Below are 25,240 nucleotides of genomic sequence, written 5' to 3' on the forward strand. Positions count from 1 at the left end.
TCAGCCCGGCGAGTTAGACAGTGCATCAGTGATGATGGATTCAATGGCATCTGAAACACCGCCGGTGGTGACCACGGCATAAAGCACCGCGGCCAGGGCTGCTGCCGCGAGCGAGCCCATGGCGTACTCAATAGTGGACATTCCTTCGTCATTGCTGCTCAGGGCGTGAATTTGATGGTGGATGTTCATGGTGGTTTCTCCTTCTAAGAATCTGCTGATGGGACTATCCGGTTAACAAGGTCGATCCCAAGCTGATGACCACGGGGGCCAGACCTAGGACAAAAAAGGCGGGTAGAAAGCACGCAGCCAGCGGGAGTGCGATGAGAACTCCGGCGCGTTCTCCTTGAGCTGTGGCTTCATCGATGGCTTCGGCTCGCAGGCCACGAGCGATCCGTTCGCTTGCTTGAGCCATCGCCGATCCTGATTGCTGGGAGATCTTCGCTAGGCCGGCGAGTTCTCCCAGCCCAGGTAGTCCTTCTACTTCCGCCCACGCACGATCGGCGGGAACCCCGATCCGCAGCAAGGCAGCAACGGTGTCCCAGTGCTTCCGGGTTGCTTCATCGGTACCCACCGAAGCCAAAGCCACGGTGGCCTCAGCATCCGCAAGTCCCGCTCGAATGCAGGCGGCAAACAGGTCAATATCGGCGGCCACAGCCAATCGATCAAGCCGTGGAGCATGTGGCCTCGGCCCATCGCGTGGAGTCTTCGGCCCACGGATATTGAGTCGCTGAGCTACTCTTCCGGCGGGAATCAGCAATGCCAGGGCAATAAGTAGCAGGCTCATTGGGCAGCCTTCCCGATGATCTTTCTCGACCAGATAAATCCGGTACAGACCAAGCTCAGCCCGAGTACTAACAACACTCCGCCGAGTCCACCGCCAAGGAGTAACCCGAGTGGATCAGCCCCCATTGCGCTGCCCATGGCGATACCCGCCACCGGCAAGAGCGTCAGTGTGATGGCGCTAGCCTGCGGTCCCTGCAGCGTCGCAGAGATGGCATTGCGATGACGCACACGTACATCGATGCCAGATTGTGCTTGTTCCACCAACGGGGCCAGCGGCAAACCGTGCCGATCGGCCAGACCCCAGAGCCTCCCCAGGCCAGCAAGTTCCGGTGCTGTAGTTGATTCCTCGAGCAGTGTGGCCGCAGCAGAACCACCCCGGCGCGCTTGTGCTGCAACGACAGCAACCGCTGCTGAGAACTCGGCAGGTGCGCTCTCTGGGACTTCTTCAGCGGCGCGCACCACCGCGGTAGCGATCGTGGACCCTGCGCGCAGCTGGCCACTGAGATGACCAAGGAAAGCTGCAGCGGCGGCTTCTCGGCGTTTGCTACTGGCTCGTGCCCGAATATCTCGAAGAGTCCAAGCGGCAGTACCGGCGGCGATCACCGCAGCGAGCACAACGCTCAGTTTTCCGATGATCAGGAACGATCCCGCTCCAAGACCGACTATCGCTGGCAGCCACAGATAGATCCGGGGCCCAGGGCTACTAACTAACACCCGTCCGGCTGGGGAGGGCAGAAAGATGGCTGCCGCCATGCTCAGCAAGACCAGCGAGCTCATCCCAGCTCTCCTTGGAATTGTTCGAAACCAGCCAGCGGCCCTTGGTCCGCGTCCCACATCACCTTGGCGTGTACTGGGTTTCCCCTGAGCTCTCCGAGTTGCTGAACTCGACGCTTCCCATCGGATCTTCGATCCATCACCACGACGATGTCCATCGCTGCGGCAAGCTGGGAGTGCAGCGATGTTCGATCCAATCCGCCAAGCGCGGCTAGTGCCTCCATTCGGGCAGGCACTTCCGCTAGCCGGTTGGCATGAATGGTCCCAGCACCGCCATCGTGGCCGGTGTTGAGCGCGGCGAGAAGATCCACGACCTCGGCGCCGCGAATCTCCCCGACCACAATCCGATCGGGGCGCATGCGCAGTGCTTGTCGCAATAGCTCGGACATGGTGATCTCTCCGGAGCCTTCAATATTCCGGGCCCTGGCCACCAGATTGAGCACGTGGGGATGTGGTGGCCGAAGCTCAGCAGTGTCTTCGATGCACAAGATGCGCTCGCGCTGATCCACCTCGGCGAGCATGGCAGAGAGCATTGTGGTCTTCCCTGTTCCGGTGCCGCCGACGATGAGAAAAGCCCGGCGATCGCGGACGATTGCGCGCAATACCGCTGCGATATCGGCCGATAATGTTCCTCGTGCCACCAGCTGATCCAAGGTGGTGGTGGCCTGGCGCAAAACTCTCAAGCTCAGGCAGGTAGCGGTGTCCGCTGGTGGGGACAACAGCGCGTGGAGGCGCACGATGCTGCCGTCTAATCGAGTCAGTCGGCCGTCAGCGAAAGGTTGGGCATCATCGAGTCTCCTTCCGCAGGCAATAGCCAGCCGGGTGGCCAATTGGCGTACTTCCGAATCATCCGAAAAGCTCAGGTCTGCGCGTTCTAGGCCGTGGCCGCGATCAAAGAAGACTTGGTCTGGAGCGTTGACTACGACATCACTAACTCCTTCGATGTTGACAAGCTGTTCCAGCGCTCCGAGTCCGGTGGAATCATGACGAAGCCGGCGCAGCAGCGCTAAGACATCGACATCGGAGATAACCCCTGCCTCTTCACGGATGAGACCAGCCAATTCAGTGGCATCGGTAGCCGCGGTTGGGCAATCAACCAACCGGCGTTGTACTCGTTCCATCAACCCTGGCGTATTCATGCCCGTGCCCCTGCTTCTTCGAGCACGGTTCGAGCAACTGCAGCCAAGAGCCGCGGCAGCGGGGAAGGCAGACCAGAAAGCTCAACAGCTTTGGGCAAACGGGAGAAAGTACTCAACTGTGCGGTGATATCGCAATGGGAGATCTTCGCCAGATCCTTCTCATCTAGGCCAGACCAGCCTCGATGCCGGGCGATTCCCAGCAGCGTGGTCCGACTTTTCCGGAGGTCGGCCACGATTCTGGCTGCGGCGGCAGCTGGCCGGACCTCTGCTGGGATGAGTAGAACTGCTAAGTCGCAGGCATCGATGATCGTTTCTTCGCCCACGTGTCCGCCTGGTGGAAGGTCAATGACTGTTACTCCAGAAAATTCGCGCAGACAGTCCAAGACTGGGCGAAGGGAACGATGGTCCAGACGGAAGGGATCTGCCAAAGTGCTGCGCGCAGTAGAAAGCACCGCGATGCCATCGCTACTGGCTGGCAGTGCTGCGCGCAGGTCCTCAGCGGCAATCAGCCCCTCCCCTAGTCGCAGATCCGGCCACCGCGCACCGGGGGTTTCTTCCAATCCCAACAACAGATCAAGCCCGCCGGAATTGTCCACACCGTCAATGAGCGTGACCTCATGATCGTGAGCTGCTTCGCGAGCAATAGCCGCCGCCAACGTCGAGGTGCCAGCTCCGCCAACCGCACCGGTGACTGCGATGAGAGTGCCAGTAGCAGTCCACGCTGCTGAAGGCTCGTCCGTTCTGGGTTCAGCTCTGGGCATTGCGGCATGACCTAGAGCGCTGAGAAGCTCCGCGGCCTGCGCGGGAAGAAGATAGGCCTGCTCGGCATGGCAGGAAAGGGCCGCCCGCCAATCAAGAGGGCCGGGATCTGCCGCGAGGAGGAACAGACTTGGACGCCTGGTGAGAGTGGCAATGTGGGCGGCAGTCTCGGCATCGAACAAGATCGCGTGGGCGCGGGAGTGAAGCCTACTAATCTCCCGCGGATCGGCGGTATCGATAACGCCGAAACCGGTTGCTGCGGCCACGTGGGTGGCCTCGGGATGAAGAACGGGATCACCGACAGCGACGAGGATATAGGCCTGATCACTGGCCGGTCGGTGGCTAGTTTCGCTCATACCCTCACCCTCTCTCCCCAGGTGAGGGCGCACAAGGCACAACCGCAGCGACTGTGGATAACCTACGGATCTGTTGATTGCTCAACATCTCGCTGTGGATAATCCTGGCGCATCGATGGCACCGCAGAGATGAGCTAGGGCAAGCTAGCGGATGAGAAATTTAGGGACGGCCCGCGCCTCGGGGGGGTGTGCGCGGGCCGTCAATAACCCGGCACGGGGGGGGTGGCCGGGGCAGGCCGCACGGTATATCGGGGCCTTGCACACTAAATTATGACACACCTTCAGTGTGGAGACAATAGAAAACATATGGCGCCCCAACGCCCTGCCGGATTAACAGCTAACAGCTGGTAACGATCTGATCTCTAGTCTCGATATTCCCTTTAGAAACTTCAGTCCCAAATTTCCCAGCGGACACACTTACTTTTCACAGAAGGGCAAACTAGACTCATTGTCCATGACAACTTGGTCGGGATCTACCGAGCTGGCCACCACCCGGCGCGTGGCAGCCTTTTTTGATCTGGATAAGACCATCATCGCCACCTCATCCGCGTTCGCCTTTGGCCGCGAGTTCATGAATAACGGGCTCATCACTCCCGCCGAGGCCCTGCAACTATCGCTAGCCAAGGCTACCTACATGGTTGCTGGACAATCCAGTGAACAAATGGATGCCACCAGAGACCAGCTCGCCTCCATGGTCGCTGGTTGGTCGGTAGAACAGGTCCGCAACATCGCCCGGGACACCATGCACCATGTGGTCACCCCAGCGATTTATGCCGAAGCACGAGAGCTCATCGCCTTCCACCACAACGCCGGCCATGATGTGATCATCATTTCGGCTTCTGCCTCCCAATTGGTTGACCCCATCGCCAAAGAACTGGGCATAGCTACCGTCATTGCCACTGAACTCGAAGTAGCTGATGGGCATTTCACCGGCGATATCCTCTTTTATTGCAAAGGTCCTGCTAAAGCAGAAGCGATCGCGAAGGTGGCCCGAGATCATAACTACGATCTCGCAGCCAGCTACGCCTACTCAGATTCTGCGACTGATATCCCCATGCTCGAGGCCGTGGGTAACCCAGTCGCAGTCAACCCCGATCGATTGATGAAAAAGGCCGCACTAAAAAACAGTTGGGAAATCCGTACCTTCAAAGATCCAGTGCCGCTGTTTCAGATGCCCTCGAGCCGGGAAGTCAGCATTGGCGCAGGTGTGGTCGCCGCAGTGACCGCAGTGACGGTCGGCGGCTTTTGGTGGGCCCAACGGGGACGCCCTGGCTCAGCGTGACCCACAGGCCGGGATCATACTGCCCGGGCGATGGATTCTGCTTCTTGCGCTCCAGCAATCCAGGAGCGCAATCCCAGCTCCATAAAAGCGACTGGATTCTGATCGAAGGTAGCTACTGTTTCTAGGTAGCTACCTCGGTGTCGCGATAGATAAGGCTCAGGCACTGCCAACCCACGCGGATCGAATCCGTCGGCGACTGCTGCCAGTCTGGAGGCTGCCCGAGCGATGGTTCCAGAACGCTCTCCGAAGATCTGCCGACCAAGGATCTCCCCGTGTACTACCTGCGGCAGCAATGCTGCGGGAAGACTTTCACTGGTGATCACCGTGGCCAAGTGATGCAACCTCTTGGTGTTGGAAGGGTCTTCGGGAATCCCCTCACCACCAGAGAGCACATCCATCCGGGCCAGGATCTGCAAGGGGGCCCGTCCAAATATTCCGGCAGAGGTTTGGAGCCGGTCTGGAGCCAGCAATCCATAAACGCTAATAGCTGAGCCGAGGACCCCAGTGGGCTCGTCGATCAGGCGTGTAGCAGGGTCATCAATCAACGCGGAGGTGCGAGCCCCACGCAGTACTGATTCTGCACCGGTGAGATCTGAGCGGCGGAGCGAGACCGGTCGCCGGTGGACAGCGGCAATCGCGGCAGTGGCTTCAGCGGCCAACTTTGCCAGATCACCGAGGGTAAGAAGGGGATGTTGCGGGTCAGCCTCGGACATATCTACTACGATAACGTGTGAGAGGTTGCGCAATCGCTGCGGATCCGTGGCACTATTAGCTGAAAAAGCATGAAACTTGCAGCAGGAAGGCACACCGTGAGCAAAGACGGACTTTTCACCGACGGCCCGAAGGATTTCACCCCACGGGTCAACTCGATTCCGCTGAGCGACGTGGATACCTCCCCCAAGGGAGAAGGATCCATCGGAGAGCTGGTATCGAATGCCACCTCGCAGATGTCCGATCTGTTTCGCTCCGAACTGGAACTAGCCAAAGCTGAGCTGGCCGGCGAGGCCAAGAAGGGTGTTTTGGGTGGCGGGTTGTTCGCCGTCGCTGGCACCATCGCTCTCTATAGCTCCTTTTTCTTCTTCTTCTTTGCCGCCGAGCTGCTCTCTGTGTGGTTGCAGCGCTGGGCAGCATTCCTGATCGTCTTTTTGGTCATGCTCGTCCTAGCCGCCGCCCTGGCACTATTTGGGTGGCGCAAGATCAAGAAGATGGGAGCTCCAAAAAAGACCATTGCCTCGGTCAATGAGCTCACCAAGCTCACCCCCGGCAAGGCCACTGAGAACTTGGAGCCCAAGAACAAGGGCCTCTACAGCTAGTACTGCACGGCCACTAGACTCCGCTCGTTGTCCTCTGGACCGGGCGGAGTTTCCGATGATCCGACCAAGTCTTTTAGCCAGCATTGAAGGAGGAATCAGTGAGCACACGCCGTCAGCGTCACCGACCCCTCCCGCCGTCTGTCGTGGAGCTATCGGGTTCCTACGAACATGAATTGGTACACACCCGCGGTGTGCGTTTGCACGTAGCCACAGCTGGGGAGGACACCAACCCACTCATCGTGCTCCTGCATGGCTCCTTCAGCGGCTGGTTCGAGTTCAGCGAGGTCATTGAGCCTTTGGCGGCAGCTGGATTCCACGTTGCGGCAGTCGACGCCCGTGGCTATGGCATGTCCGATAAACCGCCCGGGACCGCTGGTGACGGGCTGCGAACAGCCACTGGCGATATCGCTGGTCTGATTCTGGCCATGGGTCATGACAACGCAGTGGTGGTCGGATCAGACACCGGCGGCGCTATCGCTTGGACGCTGGCGGCCCAATATCCAGAACGAGTGGCCGCGCTGGTCTCGATTAGTTCTGCCCATCCGACGGATTTGCGTCGGGCGATTGCCGCTCGACCATGGAACTTTCCCTGGTTGCTGGTTCGCAGTACCTTCTCCCGGCTGCCTGCCTCCGTGCTCTGCCGGATTCCAGGTTTAATTCCGATGGCCTATCGCAGGCAACTTCGGCTCAACACCGACGGTCGATTCCAGCAGACTCCAGCCTTTGATGAGGTACTGGAACTGCGGCAAAAGTCAGCAGAGATCGGGAATGCGCTGCCTGCCATCGTTCGTAATAATCGGCTGCTGACCGCCGCGGTGCCCCTTCGCTCATTGGACGGAAAGGTTGCGGCTCCAAGCTTGCTCATCCATCCTGATGTGCGGGCGTGGCGGCATCTCACCATCCGCTCTCAGTCACGAGTATCTGGGCCGGTATCTACTGCCATCGTCCCTCGGACTAAGAATCTGCCCCAGCTCGAAGATCCCGCCGTGCTGGTAGCCAAGATCGTCGATTTCCTCGGCCGTAGGCTCTAAGCCCCGACGCATTCTCGGGTATCAACTGGCGTGTTCAGCAGCGTGATATCTCCGATCTGGCTTTGAACTTCCGCTGCGGTCAATGCGTAGCCGGTATCAGTCTGATCAGTGCTGGCGCCAAAGACCAGTCCTAATACTGCCCCGTCGGTGTTCACCAGCGGCCCACCAGAATTGCCCTGCCGAATGGTGCCACGGACGGTATAGGCTTCGCGCTCAATGCGCCCGGCGGCATAGATATCCGGTCCGGCGATAACCATCTTGTCTCGGATGCGAGCTGGAGCGGCTTCAAAGGGACCGGACTCTGGGAAGCCCATCACAATGGAATCATCACCGGAGACAGCAGCGTCACTAGCCCACGGCAGGGTGGGAAGATTGAGCTCTGGGGAGTAGAGAACCGCAACGTCGACCTCTGGGTTGTAATAGACCACCTCGGCGTCACGAACGCCCAGGACGGTGTCTAAGCGGACGGTCTGGGTGCCAGCGACCACGTGCGCATTGGTGATTACATAATCAGGCGAGGTAACAAATCCAGAGCCGGAGAGTTGACGCTGGCAGGTATCTGAACTGCTCAACACGTGGATGACCGAGGGGCGCATCGCTTCAACGAGCTCGGTATCTTCCACCTGGATATTGGGCGCCTCAACCTCGCGGACCTCAGGTTGGTCGAAGGGAGAAAACAGCGGTGGTAGGCCGGATTCATCGAGCGCGGCGGAAATCTCGTTGGGAAGCTGGTTGAGCCCCGAAGGCGCGTTGCGGTCGACAAAACCCAGGATCCGAGATTGGCCAATGCCTTGGGATGCTTGAGCCGGCAATCCCGAGGCCAGCGGAATAGATACCAGCCAGATAACCAAGAGCGTAGCCGCGGCAGAAAAAGCTGCACCGACGGCGGAATCGAGCGTTTGTGAAGCACGCAGGCGCATCCGGTCACGGACGGAGGACCCCAGCATCCCGCCGACCATGTTCCCTAGTCCGACCAGCATGATCACGGTGCCCAGCCCGAGTAGGAACCGCAGGGCAGAGACATCACTAAATTGCATCGCCCACGGCGCCAGCGCCGAACCAATGATGAGGCCAGCGAGAACGCCTACGGTCGACAGAATCGAGGCGAAAGCTCCCTGCCGCCACCCGCTGGCAATAGCCAACGCGAGAGCCAGGACGATGAGTCCATCAACGATCAGTGCAGGTGTCACGGGCGAAGGGGTGCTTTCTCCAGAAAAGGGTTACCCAGAAAATCGTACCTGTTTAACCTGTGGCTCATTATTACGAGAGTTAGCCAACGCAATTTCCAGGCTCAGAGTCTCATTGCGATTCCACGGCTGCTGCCAACCGGCTTCATCCAACATCGCCGATAATAAGCCGGCGGTAAACCCCCACACCAGATAATCGTTGACCTTAAAAGCTGGTCCCTGCCATCCAGCCCAGCCCACCATCAGCCGGTTAGTCGGATCGATGAGCTGTTGTAGCGGCACGGAGAACACATCATCGGTCTCGGCGGGGCTGGCAACACCCACCGCAGACGGACTGTGCCAATAGCCCAGCACTGGGTGAACTGGATATCCGGAAGGCCGGATATGAACAACATCGAGCTCGGCCATCGGGGTGACCTCACCGCGGTCGAGACCGACTTCCTCCCAGGCCTCGCGCAGCGCCGCATCGACGGGGTTGGCATCGATGGGGTCTACTCGTCCGCCGGGGAAAGCAATCTGGCCGGAATGCGAACGCATCGTCGGTGACCTGTGGGTCAGCACGATGGTCGCGTCATCGGGGAGTCCTTCGCCGCCGTGATCGGAGCCGGCCAGGAGCATGAGAACAGCGGCCCGACGGGCGTCGCTACGCGGGCTTTGTAGACCCCGCGAATCGACGCCGCGAACATCGACGTGCGTGCGTGAGCTGGGGATTGCTTCAATCATGCCGTTGAGCCAGCGCGGGGCGTGCTCGGGGCGTAGTTCGCAGTTGCTGCCGGGCTGGTCGTTGAGCGGAAAATTAACCATTCACATCTCCCACGACTCCGGCAACGGCCGTCTCAAGGTCAGCTGCGGAGTCAAAGGGAGTGGCAAACATTCCCACCTGCTGGCCATCAACAAACACGACGGTAATGGGGATGACCCCGGGCAGTCCGAGATTACCTGCGAAGGAATTGTCATCGTCTTGGTAGCTGGGCATCTCAATCCCCAGCTCGTTGAGCATGGCAGAACCGTTACCTGGATTGGTATCAGCATGAACGCCGACAACGTCGTATTCCGGATGCTCGGCAGCAAATTGATCAAAATGCGGCAGCTCATCACGGCAGGGCCCACACCACCAAGCCCATACGTTGACCACCGTGGTGCCCGCGTCTTGGGCAGCCTCGCCGTTGGCACCGCCGAGGCATTCCAGATCTACCCCTCCGATTCCGGTCGAGGGACAATCAGGCCGCTGCTCAACAAGCGCCTCGGGAGCAACATCGTCGATCGAAGCCTCCGGATCTGCGGTTGATTCCGATGAGGAGTTGATACTGCCCAGCATGGCCACAGCCGCCACGATGACTACCACCGTCAGGATGAGACCTGCGATGGTTATCCAGATGAGCTGTTTTTTCATGGGGTCTCCGCAAACGAAGGACAATCATAGGCAATCGGGCAACGGGCACATTCCGGGTTCCGAGAGTGACAGACCCGCCGCCCATGGAAAATCAACCGGTGAGAGAACATCGTCCACTCCTTCTTTTCAATCATGGACGCTAACGCATATTCAATTTTGACGGGATCGGTCTCGGTAGTCAGCAGCAGCCGACGTACCAATCTAGAGAAATGGGTGTCCACGGTCAGACCTGGTAGTCCGAAGGCGTTTCCTCGGACTACATGAGCGGTCTTGCGCCCTACTCCGGGCAGGCTCACTAGATCATCGAGTGCCTCGGGGACTTGGCCATGAAAACGCCCGACGAGTGCTTCCCCGATCCCCACTAAGTGCCGAGCTTTGGAGTGCTGGAAGCCGGTAGGTCGGATAATCTCCGCGATCTCGGCAGGTGTGGCAGCCGCGTAGTCAGCCGCAGTGGGATAGCGAAGAAACAACTCCGGGGTGACCTGATTGACTCGGACGTCCGTGCACTGGGCGGACAGTACCGTAGCCACGGTCAGCTCTAGCGGATTATGAAAATCCAACTCGCAGCGGGCATCCGGATATTCCTGGGCAAGTGTCCGGTTGATCCGCCGAGCCCGCCGAGTGCGCCCTAAGTCTGTTTCCTGGCCCCTAGCCGCTGGATGGGAACCGGGGCGGCGATGGTCACGCGGAGTAAAGGACATACTCGCCAGTTTAACCACTAGAATGATCCCCCATGACCATGGTTCTAGTTGTTGCAGCGCCGATTGTTATAGCTCTGTTCGCGCTGCAGATGGAGCGTTTGGAATCAGCAATCCTGTCTCCACGCTCTCCAGAGGCGCCCCAACATGCGGAAACGCAGGCAGAGGATGACGCCCCCACGGACTCAGAGACGCATGGAGATACGACATCCGAGAATGGCTAAGAATCACCCCAGTAAGATAGTATCTTTCACGGAAATTGTGACAATTTAACTCGGAAACCGCCCAAGTGACCGATTCCACGCTAAAGTGGTTAGAAACACACTGCGCCGAGAGTCACGGTTGCCCGTCGGGCCACCCACATCAGGGTTCTCCCGGCGCGACGTCGATCAACATCGAGGAGTAGTTAAGTGGAAGGTGTACAGGAGATCCTGTCCCGAGCTGGAATTTTCCAGGGAGTTGATCCGGTTGCCGTGAGCAACCTGACCAAAGATATGGAAACCGTCCGCTACCCCCGAGGAACCACCATCTTCGAAGAGGGTGAACCAGGCGACCGCCTCTACATCATCACCTCCGGCAAAGTGAAGCTCGCTAGGCATGCTTCGGACGGTCGAGAAAACCTCCTGACCGTCATGGGCCCATCCGATATGTTCGGTGAACTTTCCATCTTCGATCCCGGCCCGCGTACGTCTTCTGCGGTCTGTGTCACCGAAGTTCACGCCGCAACAATGAACTCGGAGATGCTCAGGCAATGGGTCACTGACTACCCGGAGATCGCCCAGCAACTTTTGCGGGTACTTGCTCGTCGCTTGCGTCGCACCAATGCCTCACTGGCGGATCTCATCTTCACGGATGTCCCCGGCCGCGTAGCTAAAACGCTCCTGCAGCTGGCTAACCGCTTCGGCAGCCAGGAAGGCGGCGCCCTGCGGGTCAACCACGACCTCACCCAGGAAGAGATCGCCCAGCTGGTCGGCGCTTCTCGGGAGACCGTGAACAAGGCTTTGGCCACGTTCGCCCACCGAGGCTGGATCCGACTAGAAGGCAAGTCGGTGCTCATCGTTAACACCGAGTACTTGGCTAAGCGTGCCCGCTAAGAGCAACGCTAAGAGCAACTAAGCTCATCCCCGCGCTGGCAACAGCGCACATCAAAAGCCCGCGAACAGTAGTTCGCGGGCTTTAGCGGTTTTAGCAGGGACTAGCTATCAGAGAGACTCTGAGCTCTCACGCTCGAGGTAACGCAGAGCCACTCGCGTGGACTGCTCAGCAGCGTGGCGCAAAACTGGATCAACATCATCGTAGATCTCATCGATCAAGGTCTTCAGATCCACATCCTTGCCCAGACGGGCTTGGACCTCTCGGATTTGATTGAGGCGGTAGACACGACGGTCGATGTACTTGCGAGCAAAGGCCGCTAGGTCTTGGCCTTCCGGACCATGCCCGGGCAGCAGCATGATGCCCTGGCCGCGATCCTCCAGCAGCTGAAGGCTCTCAAGGTACTGGCCGAGGTCTCCGTCAGTTTCCGAGATCATTGTGGTGTGGCGGCCGACGATGGTGTCACCGGTAATGACACCCTCAAGATCGGATTCACCAGGCACACCAGACCAGACGAAAAAGCAGACTGAGTCGCCGGTATGGCCTGGGGTAGCCACGACTTCGATCTGCGGGGTGACACCTTCGACAGAGATAACCTCCCCGTCGGTCAGCGCGATACCACCACCCTCGCAGCTGGTGGCGTCGAAAGCGCGAACCGGAACACCGGTGAGCTGACGGAAACGATGCGCCCCATCGGCATGGTCATGGTGGCGGTGGGTAAGCAGTGTCACTGCCACTTCACCGGCCTTGGCGCCGAGGACATTAAGGTGGCCTTCGTCCTCGGGGCCTGGATCAATGACGATGCTGTGGGGATCACCCTCCGCACGGACTATCCACGAGTTGGTCCCCTCGAGGGATGCATAACCCGGGTTTGGACACAGGACAACGGACACAGACTCGGTGACCGGTCGAAGCTGACTGTAGGCAGGATGCTCCATGCCGACCAGTTTAGCCTTGATTGCGATACCCGCCGAACCGAGCGATCCTAGACCGGCGATCAGTCTGCGATCTCCACGATCAGCTCTACCTCTACCGGCGAGCCCAGTGGCAGCTCCGCTACCCCGACTGCGGAGCGGGCATGTGAACCAGCCTCACCAAAGATCTCCCCCACCAGATTCGAAGCACCGTTAACCACGCCTGGCTGGCCGGTGAATCCTTCTGCGGAAGAGACGAAACCGACGATCTTCAGCACTCGAGTGACCTGATCGATGCCTACCAGAGCATCTACCGCCGCCAGCGCATTAAGCACCGCAATCCGGGCATAGTCTTGAGCCTGCTCTGCAGTCACCTCAGCGCCCACCTTTCCGGTGGCCGGCAGCACGCCCGCTACGAAGGGCAGCTGGCCAGAGGTCCACACTTGATTGCCCGTGCGGATGGCTGGAACGTAGGCAGCGACCGGGGCCGCCACGGTGGGGAGGGCAATATCTAGCTGTGCCAAACGCTCAGAGTTGGTCACAGGAGTCACTTCTCCCGTTTCATGTACGCCACAACATTTTCCGGGTTCGGGCCGGGGGTGACGCTGACGAGCTCCCAGCCGTCTTCGCCCCAAGCATCGAGGATTTGCTTGGTGGCATGTGTCAGCAATGGAACGGTCGCATATTCCCAAGTAGTCATGGCGACTACCTTACCTATTTCAGGTCAGACCCCTTCGAGTTCCCCGCCTGCGGCTAGGTACTCGGCCCAGTTAGTAATATGGGGATTTTTGCGCAGCAGGGCACGACGTTGACGCTCAGTCAGGCCACCCCACACTCCGAACTCAACGCGGTTATCTAGGGCATCTGCCCGACATTCCAAGACCACGGAGCAATGCCGACAAACTACTGCGGCTTTGCGTTGCTCAGCACCTCTAACGAAGAGGGCGTCCGGATCGCCAGCACGGCACTTGGCCTGCGTAATCCATTCACCGCGCTCCAGGCAGAGAGTCGACTGATCGTCCGAGGAACTGAGGGTCTCTCCAGTAATTGGTACAGCCATCATGCGCTCCTTTCGACTGGCTCTCATTCTTGAGGCCAAAGGCGTTGTGTCGGTGTAAGTTTATGCAGGGAAACGGCAACAAGTCGAGTGCGTCACACTTCCAGGGGCAATAAATAGTTCCCACCACACCCCTGGCATGCGTAGGGTAATACCCGTGTCTGTTTCAAAAAGCCTGGCAAAAATACTCGCCGCCACCACCGCCGCTGGTGTAGTAGGCGCATTGGCCCTCGTTCCCGTGGCTGGAATCTCTGGGGTCGCTCTTGCCCGGACGAATGAAACCATGCAGTCCAATCTCTCGGATCTGACCACTGGTGACACCCCCGGGGTCACCACCATCACAGATGCCACCGGAGAACCGATGGCCTGGTTGTTTAATCAACGCCGCTATGAAGTCAGCGGCGAGGACATCGCGGTGTCGATGAAACAGGCGATCGTCTCCGTCGAGGATCAACGCTTCTATGAGCACGACGGCGTCGATATCCAGGGCACCGCCCGTGCTTTGGTGACCAACCTCGCTGCCGGCGGCGTCGAGCAGGGAGCTTCAACCCTCAATCAGCAGTATGTGAAAAACTACCTGCTGCTAATCGATGCAGCTAGCGAAGATGAGCAGGCGGCAGCCGTCGAGCAGTCGATCCCCCGCAAACTCCGGGAGATGCGCATGGCCGCAGATCTAGACCGAGAGCTCAGCAAAGACGAGATCCTCACCCGCTATCTCAACCTGGTCTCCTTCGGCAATCATGCCTATGGAATCGAGGCTGCTGCCCAAACCTATTTCGGTATCTCTGCCGCAGAGTTGAGCGTTCCGCAGTCGGCAATGCTGGCGGGCATGGTCCAGTCCTCCGAAGCGCTGAACCCGTATACCAATCCAGAAGGTGCTACCGCCCGCCGCAATACCGTCTTGCAGTCAATGGTTTCCAACGGCCATCTGGACCAGGCCACAGCTGATGCTTATGCCGCCGAGCCGCTGGGAGTCCTCGAATCGCCTGCCACGTTGCCCAATGGCTGCATCGCTGCCGATGACAAGGGATTCTTCTGTGATTACGCGCTGAACTACCTGGATTCCAAGGGAATCAGCTACGAGATGTTGCGCGAGGATGCTTATACCATCACCACCACGCTGGATCCGCAGGCTCAAGAAGCCGCGCATTCCGCCGTCACCACTGCGGTAGACCCGATGGCTACTGGCGTTGCTGAAGTCATGAATGTCATCGAGCCAGGTCAAGATTCCCGAGATATTCTCGCAATGACGTCCTCCCGCAACTACGGTCTCGATCTTGACGCCGGGGAGACGGTGCTCCCGCAGCCCAGCTCCATGGTGGGCAATGGCGCGGGTTCGGTGTTCAAGATCTTCACCGCCGCAGCTGCACTCGACCAAGGCATGGGTCTGGATACCGAGTTGGATGTGCCCACACGCTATGAGGCTCAAGGTCTAGGCAATGGTGGCGCTGCCAATTGCCCTGCCAACACCTATTGCGTGGAAAACTCAGGCACCTACCCTGATCAAATGACATTGCAGGATGCTTTGGCGCTCTCCCCAAACACCCCCTTCGTTCAGCTCATCGGTGCAGTCGGGGTCTCCGAGGTCGTCGACATTGCTGTCAATCTAGGACTGCGCAGCTACGCCGAGGAAGGTAGCTACGACGGGGAACAATCAATCGCGGAGTACACCAAGGCAGCCAATCTTGGCTCCTTTACCTTGGGCCCGAACGCGGTAAACCCGCTGGAATTGGCCAACGTCGGCGCGACGCTGGCCTCATCCGGACGATGGTGTGAGCCCAACCCGATCGCTAAAGTCACCGACCGAGATGGCCAAGAGGTATTCCTCGATCGCCCGGCATGTGAGGACGCCCTCGATCCAGATGTGGCCGACGCACTCACGTCCGGCATGTCCGAGGACCTCAAGACCGGCACGGGTAGCCGGGCTGCACAGAATGCTGGCTGGAGTGGTGAAGCTGCCGCTAAGACTGGCACCACCGAATCTCACCAGTCTGCAGCCTTCTTAGGGTTCAACAGTGGCTTCGCCTCAGCGCCTTATATTTACAACGATGGAACCACCGTTTCTCCGTTGTGTTCTTCGCCGGTGCGCCAGTGCTCCAGCGGCAACCTCTTCGGTGGAAATGAGCCAGCTGCCTCTTGGTTCCAGACCGCCAACCAGCTGCCTGCAGCACTCAACGGCACACTGCCGGATTATGACTCCAAGTTCGATGAGGGAACGTCACAGGCACAGTTGGAAGCAGTAGTAGGACTCAGCGAGAGCAACGCTCGTAGCTCCCTCGAGCGATTCGGATACTCCGTAACCACCAGGACTGTCACTGGTAGTTTCATGCCGCGCGGCTACGTAGTTCGCGCCGTGGCCGAAGATGGCATTCTTCGGGATGGCGGAACGGTGATTCTCGAGATCTCCGACGGTGTGGTCCCCACTCCCACCGCTACCACCACCACGTCAACCCCGACGAGCACTGAGGCCCCCACCTCAGAGCCTGAACCGGCAGATCCACTTCCCGGGGTAACCCAAGAAGACGTCGATAACCTTCGTGAACAGCTACTCGACGCCTTCCGGGGCAACAACTAATTAGCTAGCAAGGCGTGCCCGGACGGCGGTCGACAGCCGCTTTCCGTCTGCCTGGCCGGCGGCTGCTGCGGTGGCAGCTTTCATGACCTGGCCCATCTGCTTCATTGAGACCTCTGCGGGCTCAATACCTTGTTCTGCGGCTACTCCGGCTACCGCACCATCGACGACGGCGGCCAGTGCCACGTCATCGAGCTGTGTGGGCTGGTAGTCCTCCAACACTGCTACCTCGGCCAGCTCCGCATCAGCGAGTTCCTGACGATCGTTGGCAGCGTAGATCTCTGCGGACTCTCGGCGCTTTTTAATCTCCCTGGCGATGACCGTCAGGACGTCTTGGTCGGTCACTTCGTGCTTAGTTCCAGCGGTCTCTTCCGTCTGGATTGCGGCCAGCAACATGCGAATGGTGCCGGTACGTTGTTTGTCCTTAGCCTTCATAGAAGTCTTCAGGTCTGCTCTGATCTTGGCTTTCAGCTCACTCATATCGACCACGGTACCCGCCAGGTAAGATGACATGGATGAAGCTAACGCCCAAGGTGACCAAACGCTTGTTGAACATCGCCTCCGCAATCGGCGCGGCGGGCATTGCTGGGGCAGGCATTGCCGCCTGGGGGCATGCCGAGTTGCGGAAATTTGAGCTCAAACAAGTCTCTCTCCCACTCTTAGCTCCGGGCACGCTGCGCGGTCGGGACGAGTTCACCATTCTCCATATCTCTGACCTGCATATGATCCCCGGCCAAGACACCAAGATCGCGTGGGTTTCTGCCCTCGATGCGCTCAACCCGGACCTGGTGGTCAACACCGGCGATAACCTTTCCGACGCTCACGCGGTACCCGATGTTCTGCGTGCCCTAGGCCCGCTATTGAATCGGCCCGGAATGTTTATCTTCGGCACCAATGACTACTGGGCCCCACGGTTAGCTAATCCCTTCTCTTACTTGTTCAAGCGCCGAAACACCCCTTCCTATGTCGATCTTCCGTGGCGGGATATGCGGGCGGCGTTTATCGAACGCGGCTGGCAGGACGCGACCCACCGGAGGCTGGAATTCCAGGTCGGGCCCGTGCGCATCGCCGCTGCCGGGGTCGATGATCCCCATCACGATCTCGATGATTATCAGCAGATCGCGGGCGCTCCCAATGTCGATGCAGACCTGTCGCTGGCACTGCTGCATGCGCCGGAGCCGCGCGTACTGGCCCAGTTCGCCGAAGACGGCTACCAGTTGTCATTATCTGGGCACACTCACGGCGGCCAGCTGTGCTTGCCTGGGTCCACGGCCATCGTGACCAACTGCGGAATTGATCGTGCGCGTGTCCAAGGCTTGCACACCTTCGGGGGCATGCTCATGCATGTGTCCAATGGCCTGGGCACCTCGAAATTCGTGCCCTTTCGGCTCTTCTGCCGCCCCTCGGCCACTCTCCTGCGAATTAGTGAACGCCCCGACTAACTGGCGTTTTGCCAGTTACGGGCATGTTCGGCTAAGGTATCCCAAGTACGAAACAGTACGCCGGGATATGGCGCAGCTTGGTAGCGTGCCTCGTTCGGGACGAGGAGGTCGCAGGTTCAAATCCTGTTATCCCGACCAATCAACAACCCCCGCTGTCAGATTCTTTGACAGCGGGGGTTGTTCGTAATTCATCGTCTGCTCAGCCCCCAGCCTGGCTGGGAGGCTAGAACGATCAAGCAGCCACAACCTCTTCGGCCTTCTTATTTCCCAGCACCGCGGCCACGATGCCAATCACTGAGAGGGACCCCAGCACTGCCAGCGCCAGCCAGAGTGCTTGGGCCGTGCCTTGGTTGCCCAGCACCGTTAGTGCGGAGGTCGCCCAGTTCAACGGCGAGAGGTTTGCCAGGATCTGCCACAGCACTGACACATTGGTGGAGGCTGCGCTCTTCCACACCCAGCCGACTACGCCCACCTGGATCAGACTGCCCACTGCCACCACTATGGAGCCAGCCACCGGGCCAAAGAGCCGCAAGGTTGCTCGGGTCAGTGCAGCTGCGGCCAGCACCGACAGTGCTAGCACCAGCGCAGAGCCAGCCGCGAGCTGGAGGCTGAACCCGGTGGAGACGATCGCCAGCAGCATCACTCCCAGCGTGCTCAATCCCACTACCGCGCCTGTGAGCAGCCACCAGCCGTGGGCTCGACGTTGGTACAACGCCATCCCGGTGGCAGCACCACCAAGCATGACGATGGCGGCGATGAGCATGGCATAGATCGGCGAGAGAACACTACCGAGGGATTCTTCCTCGGATTGGCCGTCGGTATCTGCCACCTGGACCACCGGCAGCGCGCGTTGGATGGCGTCAATCCTGTCTTGGGTTTGGGTGGCCATGGCGTCGATCCGGGCAGCTCCTTCATCCAGTGAGGAAGCCCCTTCCACTGCGTCGTCGATTCCGGGCTGGGATTGGCTCAGGCCATAGGAAAGGTCTTGAGCGGCTTTGGTCGCGGTGTAGACACCGTCATGGAAGCTATAGCCAGGCACCGAAAGCTGGTTGGCCAGTTCTCGGGAACCATCTTTCAGATCGGTCAACTGCGCGGTTAGCTCGCCATCGATATCAATCAGTTCAGCTTGTCCCCGCAGATCAACCAAGGCTTCCCTGGCCTCGACCAGCCGTGGGTCTACCGTTTCGCCGCTGACATCCTCGGCGGCCTCTAGCTCCGAGATGGAGTAATCAATGGCCTCGATCAGCTGTCCGCGCATGGCACCAAATCCCACCACTTGGTCAACCGCCGTCCCCACGCCATCGGCAACCTCTACTGCTCCGGTGCCGAGTTGGCCTACGCCGGCTTGGAGTTCGACCATGCCATTAGAGAGCAATTGGGCGCCGGAGACTGCCTCACTAAATTGGTCAGGCAAGGTGGTCGCGCCTTCTTGCAACTGACCTGTCCCGTCGAGCAGTTCTCCGGTGCCGGTGGTCAGGAACCCTGCTTGGGAGGCGGCTTCGCCGGCAGCACGGCGGGCGTCGACAAGCTCGGTGGGATCAATACCTGTGGGGCCAGCAGCGGCTGGGGCACCAGCTGGCTCGGCGGCCGAGGTCCAAGAACGCAGCGGATCAAGTCCACCGACGGCCGCTACCACCGCCCCGATGATCAATGGGATCGTCAATAACAAGGCAAGTATCCACTGGCGGGCGCGGGAGTCTGGCAGGCTCATAGCCTAAAATCTAGTGGCCTTAAGGTCTTACCAACTTAGGCGCACCGAATATCGGTCCTGCTAAAGTAATACAGGTAAATTCTGCGAGTTCGGCATACCCCCGATCAGAAAATCGAGCGTGATTCCCCCGTGACCTTGATGGTTGTCATAGCGCTCGCGGCAATGGCGGTTATTTTAGCCCCTCCCGCGGTGCGTGTACTGGACAGAAAGGCGGGATGGCCCCTCGCGGCCCTCTTCCTCGCCGGAGCAACGGTGCTGGGAATACAGCTGCCGGCGATCCTCGATGGCGAGGTGCTGGAGTTCACCCGAGTGTGGGTTCCAGATGTCGTAGCTCCCGGTATGGACGTGAGTTTTGCCCTCCGCGGGGACGCACTCGGTGTGTTCTTCGCCATGTTGGCGCTCGTCATTGGCGCAGTGGTCTTTATTTATTCCGCCGCTTATCTGCCCAAAAAACAAGGCAACACCAGCTTCTACGTCCTAATGACGGCGTTTACGCTCTCGATTTTGCTGTTGGTGCTGGCCGATGACGTTATCTTGCTATTTTTGGCCTGGGAACTGGTCTCCCTAGCTTCGTTCATGCTCATCGCGCGTTCCGGTTCCGGCGGCGAGGCAGGTTCTCTGCGCACCTTGATTCTGACCTTCGTCGGTGGGCTGGCGCTGCTGGTGGCCGTATCCATCGCCGCTACCTCGGCGGGCACGACCAATGTGCAGGGCATTCTCAATAGCAACGTCTGGGCAGATAATCCCACGATGACTGGCTGGGTAGCCGTCTTGATTGCGCTTGCGGCCTTTACTAAGGCTGCACAGCTTCCCTTCCACTTCTGGCTGCCGGAGGCCATGGCTGCGGCCACCCCGGTCTCAGCGTTCCTGCATGCTGCCGCCGTGGTCAAAGCTGGTATCTACCTGCTACTGCGCTTTTCCACCATCTTCCACGACGTGGCGGTGTGGAACTGGCTGCTCATTGTCGTCGGTATGACCACCGCGGTCATGGCTTCTGGCTTCGCGGTACAAAAGACGGATTTGAAGAAGCTCACGGCCTATTCCACCGTTTCGCACCTGGGTTGGATCGTGGCCACCATTGGCGTGGGCACTCCCTTCGCGCTGGCTGCCGCCGTGGTGCACACCGCCGCGCACGCGCTGTTTAAGTCCTCATTGTTCATGCTCATCGGCGTGATTGACCACGAGGCTGGCTCGCGCGATATCCGGCGGTTGGGCAAGCTCTGGGACAAGATGCCGTGGACCTTCGGCTCCGTGGTCATTGGCGCTGCGTCGATGGCTGCGGTTCCCCCGCTGCTGGGTTTCGTCTCCAAGGAAGGCATGCTCACCGCCTTTGAGGACGCCCCAGTAGGCAATGCCGGCGTCGTGATCTTGCTGGTAGCCGCCGCAATAGGTGCGGTGTTGACCTTCACCTACTCCGCCAAGATCGTCTTTGGTGCCTTTATCGACGGCCCGCGGGATATGTCGGATGTCCATGAAGCTCCGGTCTCGCTCTGGCTACCGGCCGCGTTGCCAGGCCTGATGTCCCTGCCGCTGGCCTTGGTCATCGGGCTTTTCGACGCCCCCGTCAATGCCATCGTCTCCTCCATCGGCCTCGAGGCCGATGTGCACTTGGCACTGTGGCACGGAATTAATGTTCCGCTGCTGATCTCCGTGGCCGTACTAATCGTGGGCGTGATCGGCGTGGTCGCTCGCAAGCGCATCTGGCCAGTTTTGGAAGGACGAGAGTTCTTCCCCTTCACTGGTAACCAGGCGCTGCACGCCATCTTGGAAGCTTCCAAGCAGTTCGGACGCGGACTGGGCGCGATGGCTAATAACCACAACCCGGCGCGCCATCTCAAGCCTTTGGTCATATTGGTGATCACCCTGGGTGCTGCCGCTGTGATCGATTCAATCCGCAAGGGTGGCCTCGACGGAGTTGCATTGCAACCTCGCGCAGAGGGCCTAGACAACCTGTGGGATCTCATTCCGCTGGTGATTATTGTCTTCTCGGTCATCGGTTTGATGATCACCCGCAACCGCCTTTCAGCAGCCGTGCTGGTGGGTACCGCTGGCACCGGTATCAGCTTGCAGATGATGTTGTTGGGCGCACCGGATGTCGCTTTGACCCAGCTGACGGTGGAAGCACTGACCGTCATCGTCATCATGATGGTGCTGCGCTACCAGCCGGAACAGTTCCCAGAGGTTAAATCCCAGGCTCGTAAGCTTGGTTCCTTGATCATCGCTTTGGCTGCTGGTGTGGTCGCTTTCCTTGGTGTTTATACCCTCACCGGACGAAGAGAACGCTCTGAGCTGGCACTGTGGTATCTCCAAGAAGCCCCAGAAATTACCAGTGGCCAGAATGTTGTGGCCACGATCTTGGTGGAGTTCCGTGCACTAGATACTCTCGGCGAGCTCTCCGTTTTGGGCATGGCCGCAGTCGTTATCGCCGCAGTGGTCCAGTCGATGCCGCGACAGCCGTTCAAGGAGGGCACCCGCCCAGCACCCTTCGGGCAATCGCAGCTCAACTCCATCCCGATGCGCAAGGTCATCATCTTGGTTATCCCGATCCTGGCGGTGCTGAGCGTGCTGGTGTTTATGCGCGGCCACCAAGACCCTGGCGGCGGCTTCGTCGCGGCCCTGATCATGGGTGCAGCGTTGGGCTTGGCTTATCTCTCTCGCGGCCAAGACTCGATTGTCTTCCGCGAATCCACCCCGATCTGGTTGACCGGTATCGGTATTATCACCGCCCTGGCTGCCGGCTTTGTGGGCCTGTTCAAGGGCTCTTTCCTCTATGCCATTCACGGCTACATCCTCGGCGAGCACATGACTACCTCGCTGATCTTCGACTTGGGCATCTACTTGGCCGTCTTGGGCATGTTGTCTATGGCCATCAACGCCCTCGGCGGTTACCTGCGCCCAGGTGCAGAGGCCGACGAGTTGATCTGGGCACGCGACGGCGATGGCCCACTGCCTGCAACCCCACAGGTCGAGGCAGATCACAACCACACCGAGGCTTACCCCGCCCCGATCAACCCCGCGTCTTCCCCAGTCTCAGTGCTGGGGCAATACCACCGCGCGTCGGAACAACCCGGCACAGGAGCGAGACCGGGGCCGGCTTATGAGTCAGAGACCACCGATGGAAAGGAGAGCAACCAATGATCATGGCCTTGACCATCGGCGTCCTGGTGACCGGCGCCGTATATCTGATCCAACAACGCGGCATGGTCCGCATCGTTTTCGGTATGACCCTGCTGGGACATGCTGCCAACCTCATGCTGCTGACCGGCGGAGTGGGTGCTTGGCGCGGGGAGCCCTTCCCCGACCGCACCTCATTAGCTGATGCCGCCGACCCGCTCCCCCAGGCTTTCGTGCTCACGGCGATCGTGATCGCTATGGCCACAACCACTATCTTGCTCACCCTCTCGGCCCTGGGCCATGACGATGACACTGATGTCGTCGAACCGGTGGACGATAACATCACCGACCCGATCGCTACCTTGGGCCGGGCCGCCGAGAAAGGAGTCCGTGGCTGATGCAGACCGTTGACTGGGTCCTTCCCCTCTTCGTTGCTATTCCGCTGTTGGCCGCCGCTGTTGCGGTACTGCTGCCGTGGCGTCCCGCTCGTGATTTTCTCCATATCTCCATACCCGTGTTGGGCATCATCGCTGGTATTTGGCTATTTGCTTATACGGCTGAAAATGGCGTTATCGCCCAAAGCGTCGGCCTCTACGTCGGCGGCGTAGCTATCCCCTTCGTCGCTGATACGTTCTCCGCGATCATGATCATCACCACGATGATCGTTGCCGCGACCGCGAACTGGTTTGCCACCGTCTCCGGTGAGACGGTCTCGCGCTACTACGCCTCGTTGACACTGATCTTGATTACCGGCGTCAACGGCGCACTGCTTACCGCCGACCTCTTCAACTTCTTCGTATTCATCGAGGTCATGCTGCTGCCCTCCTATGGGCTGATTGTCATGTCCGGCACCTGGTCGCGGCTGGCTGGTGGACGAGTCTTCGTCCTGGTTAACCTGGCGGCCTCAACGCTGCTGCTGGCAGGTGTCGGTTTCGTTTACGCCGTCACCGGCTCGGTCAATATCGCTGCCCTGCAGGGCGTGGCTTCCGGAAACGGACCGGCAGTGGTAGCCATGACCCTGGTGGTTATCGCTATCAGTGCCAAGGCGGGCGTGTTCCCCGTCCACACCTGGCTACCGCGTACCTATCCAGGCACTTCAGCTGCGGTGATGGGCCTATTCTCTGGCCTGCACACCAAGGTCGCGGTGTATATGCTCTACCGCATTTACGTCAATATCTTCGATCTGGAAGATCGCTGGAATTGGCTCATTATCACCGTCATGGTGATCACCATGATCATCGGTAGCTTCGCCGGACTAGCCGAAAATTCCATCCGGCGAGTGCTCGGCTATCAGATGATCAACGGTATGCCCTTCATCCTGGTGATGATGGCCTTTACCTCCGAAGACCCCCAGCGAGCTCTGGCAGCCGGGTTGCTCTACACCTTGCACCACATGATCACCGTGGGAGCGTTGATTCTCACCTCTGGTTCCATCGAGGAAACCTATGCCACTGGCTTGCTCTCCCAGCTCTCCGGGTTGGCTAGGCGAGACACGCTAGTGGCGGTCGTCTTCGCGGCGGGTGCCTTCTCTATCGTTGGCTTCCCACCATTTTCCGGCATGTGGGGCAAGGTCCTAATCATCATGGAAATTGCCCGAACCGGAGACTGGCAGGCCTGGCTAGTTATCTCAGTGATGATCCTGGCTTCGATCGGCGCACTATTTTCTATGCTGCGAGTCTGGCGCAAGGTCTTCTGGGGCAAACCGATGCGCAAATACCCCGAGAACCTCCGCGTTCCTTTCACACTGTTGGCTCCGGCCGCACTGCTGATGGTCGGTTCCCTGGCCATGTTCATCTTCGCCGGACCGCTGGTTGAAGCCGTGATGGTCTCTACCGACGGGCTGCTCGATGTCACCGGCTATGCCGATGCCGTCTTGGGCGATGACCCCATTGGCGTCCCCGACATGACCAACTTGCAGGGAGGAAGCTAAATGCACGTCCCCGTCTATATCCTCTGGTGGATCAAGGAGATCTTCGTCGCCGGTTTCCAGGTGGCCTGGGCTGGTTTCCGGCCCACTGCCGGATATGACCCGGTGGTAGTTCGCTACCCGCTGCGGGTCACCACTGAGTGGCAGATCTTCTGGTTCACCAGCTCAATCACCGCCACTCCTTCCACCCTGTCATTGGGCCTTCGGGAGCCTGCCGAAGCTGGCGATCCCCGCATCCTGCTGGTGCAAGCCGCCTTCGGCTCCGACCCCGCGGAGGTAGTTGCTTCCCTGGCCGATATGGAGCAGCGGATGTCCCCCGGGATCCGGAACATCGATCACGGTGTGCCCGGTCAGGGCGACACCACCACGCTGGATCCTCGCTTCTACGAGTACCCAGTCGGCCGAAAGGAGCAGAACCAATGACCCCCTTCGAATGGCTCATCGCCGGCAGCATTGCTGTCATGACTGTGGCTTTGGCCTCAGGCCTCATTCAGATCTTGGTCACCTCCGACTTTTTAACCCGCGCGGTGCTCAGCGACCTGATCTTCTACGCCATGATCTGTATCTACCTCACCTGGACCATCGGCCGGGCATCCTCGATCTCTTATGAGGTAGCCCTGCTCGCCGCGATCGCTGGCGGCGTCTTGCCGACGCTATCGATGGCTCGCATCATCTCGAAGGGACGTCGCTGATCAT

At 59.4% G+C, this 25,240-nt stretch carries 28 protein-coding genes and 1 tRNA gene; 13 read left to right on the forward strand and 16 right to left on the reverse strand.

From position 1 onward, the window contains the following. From C5L39_RS06920 to ssd, 5 genes are read right to left on the reverse strand one after another with little or no spacing between them, the layout of a single operon-like run. Entirely contained in the window at positions 1 to 189 is a 189-nt protein-coding gene (locus C5L39_RS06920) for a DUF4244 domain-containing protein (RefSeq protein WP_123048142.1), read from the reverse strand. 34 nt (positions 190 to 223) lie between these two features. Beyond that, positions 224 to 784: a type II secretion system F family protein gene (locus C5L39_RS06925; RefSeq protein ID WP_123048143.1), complete on the reverse strand. Its 561-nt coding sequence runs from the start codon at positions 782 to 784 to the stop codon at positions 224 to 226. Next, a complete protein-coding gene (locus tag C5L39_RS06930) occupies positions 781 to 1,560 on the reverse strand; it encodes a type II secretion system F family protein (RefSeq protein ID WP_123048144.1) in 780 nt (259 codons plus the stop codon). Before C5L39_RS06930 ends, C5L39_RS06925 begins: the two co-directional genes overlap by 4 nt. Next, positions 1,557 to 2,696 carry a TadA family conjugal transfer-associated ATPase gene (locus tag C5L39_RS06935; RefSeq protein ID WP_123048145.1) on the reverse strand — a complete coding sequence of 380 codons (1,140 nt, stop codon included), beginning with the start codon at positions 2,694 to 2,696 and terminating at the stop codon, positions 1,557 to 1,559. Before C5L39_RS06935 ends, C5L39_RS06930 begins: the two co-directional genes overlap by 4 nt. After that, positions 2,693 to 3,811 carry a septum site-determining protein Ssd gene (ssd, locus tag C5L39_RS06940; RefSeq protein ID WP_123048146.1) on the reverse strand — a complete coding sequence of 373 codons (1,119 nt, stop codon included), beginning with the start codon at positions 3,809 to 3,811 and terminating at the stop codon, positions 2,693 to 2,695. Before ssd ends, C5L39_RS06935 begins: the two co-directional genes overlap by 4 nt. A 454-nt stretch (positions 3,812 to 4,265) precedes the next feature. Here ssd and C5L39_RS06945 point away from each other — a divergent pair, with 454 nt between their 5' ends. Next, positions 4,266 to 5,093 (forward strand): HAD family hydrolase, encoded by an 828-nt coding sequence (locus tag C5L39_RS06945; protein ID WP_123048147.1) that lies wholly within the window; start codon positions 4,266 to 4,268, stop codon positions 5,091 to 5,093. 14 nt (positions 5,094 to 5,107) lie between these two features. Here C5L39_RS06945 and C5L39_RS06950 read toward each other — a convergent pair whose 3' ends face one another. Then, positions 5,108 to 5,806, reverse strand: coding sequence for a hypothetical protein (locus tag C5L39_RS06950; RefSeq protein WP_123048212.1), 699 nt, complete (start codon positions 5,804 to 5,806; stop codon positions 5,108 to 5,110). A 96-nt stretch (positions 5,807 to 5,902) separates the two neighbouring features. Between C5L39_RS06950 and C5L39_RS06955 the strand changes: the two genes are divergently transcribed. Both C5L39_RS06955 and C5L39_RS06960 read left to right on the forward strand, forming a co-directional pair. Beyond that, a complete protein-coding gene (locus C5L39_RS06955) occupies positions 5,903 to 6,406 on the forward strand; it encodes a phage holin family protein (protein ID WP_165858003.1) in 504 nt (167 codons plus the stop codon). A 98-nt stretch (positions 6,407 to 6,504) separates the two neighbouring features. After that, on the forward strand, positions 6,505 to 7,437 hold the full coding sequence (locus C5L39_RS06960) for an alpha/beta fold hydrolase (RefSeq protein ID WP_123048149.1): 933 nt from the start codon (positions 6,505 to 6,507) through the stop codon (positions 7,435 to 7,437). On the opposite strand, the gene C5L39_RS06965 is transcribed toward C5L39_RS06960, so the two are convergent. From C5L39_RS06965 to nth, 4 genes are read right to left on the reverse strand one after another with little or no spacing between them, the layout of a single operon-like run. Further along, positions 7,434 to 8,627: a MarP family serine protease gene (locus tag C5L39_RS06965; RefSeq protein ID WP_123048150.1), complete on the reverse strand. Its 1,194-nt coding sequence runs from the start codon at positions 8,625 to 8,627 to the stop codon at positions 7,434 to 7,436. The two genes, C5L39_RS06960 and C5L39_RS06965, sit on opposite strands and share 4 nt — an antisense overlap. A 30-nt stretch (positions 8,628 to 8,657) precedes the next feature. Then, positions 8,658 to 9,428 carry an NUDIX hydrolase gene (locus C5L39_RS06970; protein ID WP_123048151.1) on the reverse strand — a complete coding sequence of 257 codons (771 nt, stop codon included), beginning with the start codon at positions 9,426 to 9,428 and terminating at the stop codon, positions 8,658 to 8,660. Next, positions 9,421 to 10,017: a TlpA family protein disulfide reductase gene (locus tag C5L39_RS06975; RefSeq protein WP_123048152.1), complete on the reverse strand. Its 597-nt coding sequence runs from the start codon at positions 10,015 to 10,017 to the stop codon at positions 9,421 to 9,423. The genes C5L39_RS06970 and C5L39_RS06975 overlap by 8 nt, the downstream gene beginning before the upstream one ends. After that, positions 10,014 to 10,718, reverse strand: a complete 705-nt coding sequence (gene nth / locus C5L39_RS06980; protein WP_123048153.1) for an endonuclease III — start codon at positions 10,716 to 10,718, stop codon at positions 10,014 to 10,016. Before nth ends, C5L39_RS06975 begins: the two co-directional genes overlap by 4 nt. A 32-nt stretch (positions 10,719 to 10,750) precedes the next feature. On the opposite strand from nth, the gene C5L39_RS06985 reads away from it, so the two are divergent. Both C5L39_RS06985 and glxR read left to right on the forward strand, forming a co-directional pair. After that, positions 10,751 to 10,939, forward strand: coding sequence for a hypothetical protein (locus C5L39_RS06985; RefSeq protein WP_123048154.1), 189 nt, complete (start codon positions 10,751 to 10,753; stop codon positions 10,937 to 10,939). Between the two features lie 186 nt (positions 10,940 to 11,125). After that, entirely contained in the window at positions 11,126 to 11,809 is a 684-nt protein-coding gene (gene glxR, locus C5L39_RS06990; RefSeq protein ID WP_123048155.1) for a CRP-like cAMP-activated global transcriptional regulator GlxR, read from the forward strand. A 108-nt stretch (positions 11,810 to 11,917) separates the two neighbouring features. Here the strand turns inward: glxR and C5L39_RS06995 are convergent, their stop codons facing one another. The 4 genes from C5L39_RS06995 to C5L39_RS07010 are packed head-to-tail and all read right to left on the reverse strand — an operon-like array spanning position 11,918 to position 13,781. After that, entirely contained in the window at positions 11,918 to 12,745 is an 828-nt protein-coding gene (locus tag C5L39_RS06995; RefSeq protein ID WP_123048156.1) for an MBL fold metallo-hydrolase, read from the reverse strand. A gap of 59 nt (positions 12,746 to 12,804) precedes the next feature. Next, a complete protein-coding gene (locus tag C5L39_RS07000; protein ID WP_123048157.1) occupies positions 12,805 to 13,263 on the reverse strand; it encodes a RidA family protein in 459 nt (152 codons plus the stop codon). A gap of 5 nt (positions 13,264 to 13,268) precedes the next feature. Further along, on the reverse strand, positions 13,269 to 13,421 hold the full coding sequence (gene sp36, locus C5L39_RS07005) for a Sp36 family protein (protein WP_123048158.1): 153 nt from the start codon (positions 13,419 to 13,421) through the stop codon (positions 13,269 to 13,271). A 24-nt stretch (positions 13,422 to 13,445) separates the two neighbouring features. Next, entirely contained in the window at positions 13,446 to 13,781 is a 336-nt protein-coding gene (locus C5L39_RS07010) for a WhiB family transcriptional regulator (protein WP_165858004.1), read from the reverse strand. A 154-nt stretch (positions 13,782 to 13,935) separates the two neighbouring features. Between C5L39_RS07010 and C5L39_RS07015 the strand changes: the two genes are divergently transcribed. Beyond that, entirely contained in the window at positions 13,936 to 16,353 is a 2,418-nt protein-coding gene (locus C5L39_RS07015; protein ID WP_123048159.1) for a transglycosylase domain-containing protein, read from the forward strand. Here C5L39_RS07015 and C5L39_RS07020 read toward each other — a convergent pair whose 3' ends face one another. Continuing rightward, complete coding sequence (locus tag C5L39_RS07020) at positions 16,354 to 16,830, reverse strand: GatB/YqeY domain-containing protein (protein ID WP_123048214.1); 477 nt, start codon at positions 16,828 to 16,830, stop codon at positions 16,354 to 16,356. Positions 16,831 to 16,865: 35 nt separating this feature from the next. On the opposite strand from C5L39_RS07020, the gene C5L39_RS07025 reads away from it, so the two are divergent. After that, a complete protein-coding gene (locus tag C5L39_RS07025; RefSeq protein ID WP_123048160.1) occupies positions 16,866 to 17,792 on the forward strand; it encodes a metallophosphoesterase in 927 nt (308 codons plus the stop codon). Positions 17,793 to 17,853: 61 nt separating this feature from the next. Further along, a tRNA-Pro gene (locus C5L39_RS07030) sits at positions 17,854 to 17,930 on the forward strand. Between the two features lie 94 nt (positions 17,931 to 18,024). Here C5L39_RS07030 and C5L39_RS07035 read toward each other — a convergent pair. Continuing rightward, entirely contained in the window at positions 18,025 to 19,503 is a 1,479-nt protein-coding gene (locus C5L39_RS07035) for a YhgE/Pip domain-containing protein (protein ID WP_123048161.1), read from the reverse strand. 129 nt (positions 19,504 to 19,632) lie between these two features. On the opposite strand from C5L39_RS07035, the gene C5L39_RS07040 reads away from it, so the two are divergent. From C5L39_RS07040 to C5L39_RS07060, 5 genes are read left to right on the forward strand one after another with little or no spacing between them, the layout of a single operon-like run. Continuing rightward, a complete protein-coding gene (locus tag C5L39_RS07040) occupies positions 19,633 to 22,641 on the forward strand; it encodes a DUF4040 family protein (protein ID WP_123048162.1) in 3,009 nt (1,002 codons plus the stop codon). Continuing rightward, positions 22,638 to 23,015 (forward strand): cation:proton antiporter subunit C, encoded by a 378-nt coding sequence (locus tag C5L39_RS07045; RefSeq protein ID WP_123048163.1) that lies wholly within the window; start codon positions 22,638 to 22,640, stop codon positions 23,013 to 23,015. The genes C5L39_RS07040 and C5L39_RS07045 overlap by 4 nt, the downstream gene beginning before the upstream one ends. Then, positions 23,015 to 24,547 (forward strand): monovalent cation/H+ antiporter subunit D family protein, encoded by a 1,533-nt coding sequence (locus C5L39_RS07050; RefSeq protein WP_123048164.1) that lies wholly within the window; start codon positions 23,015 to 23,017, stop codon positions 24,545 to 24,547. Before C5L39_RS07045 ends, C5L39_RS07050 begins: the two co-directional genes overlap by 1 nt. Then, positions 24,548 to 24,967 (forward strand): monovalent cation/H+ antiporter subunit E, encoded by a 420-nt coding sequence (locus C5L39_RS07055; protein WP_123048165.1) that lies wholly within the window; start codon positions 24,548 to 24,550, stop codon positions 24,965 to 24,967. It begins immediately after the preceding gene. After that, the gene (locus tag C5L39_RS07060) at positions 24,964 to 25,236 is read left to right on the forward strand and encodes a cation:proton antiporter (protein ID WP_123048166.1); all 273 of its coding nucleotides are present in this window, start codon (positions 24,964 to 24,966) and stop codon (positions 25,234 to 25,236) included. The genes C5L39_RS07055 and C5L39_RS07060 overlap by 4 nt, the downstream gene beginning before the upstream one ends. The last annotated feature ends 4 nt before the right edge of the window (positions 25,237 to 25,240 follow it).

Origin of the sequence: Corynebacterium alimapuense, assembly GCF_003716585.1 — a bacterium.
Lineage (GTDB): Bacteria > Actinomycetota > Actinomycetes > Mycobacteriales > Mycobacteriaceae > Corynebacterium > Corynebacterium alimapuense.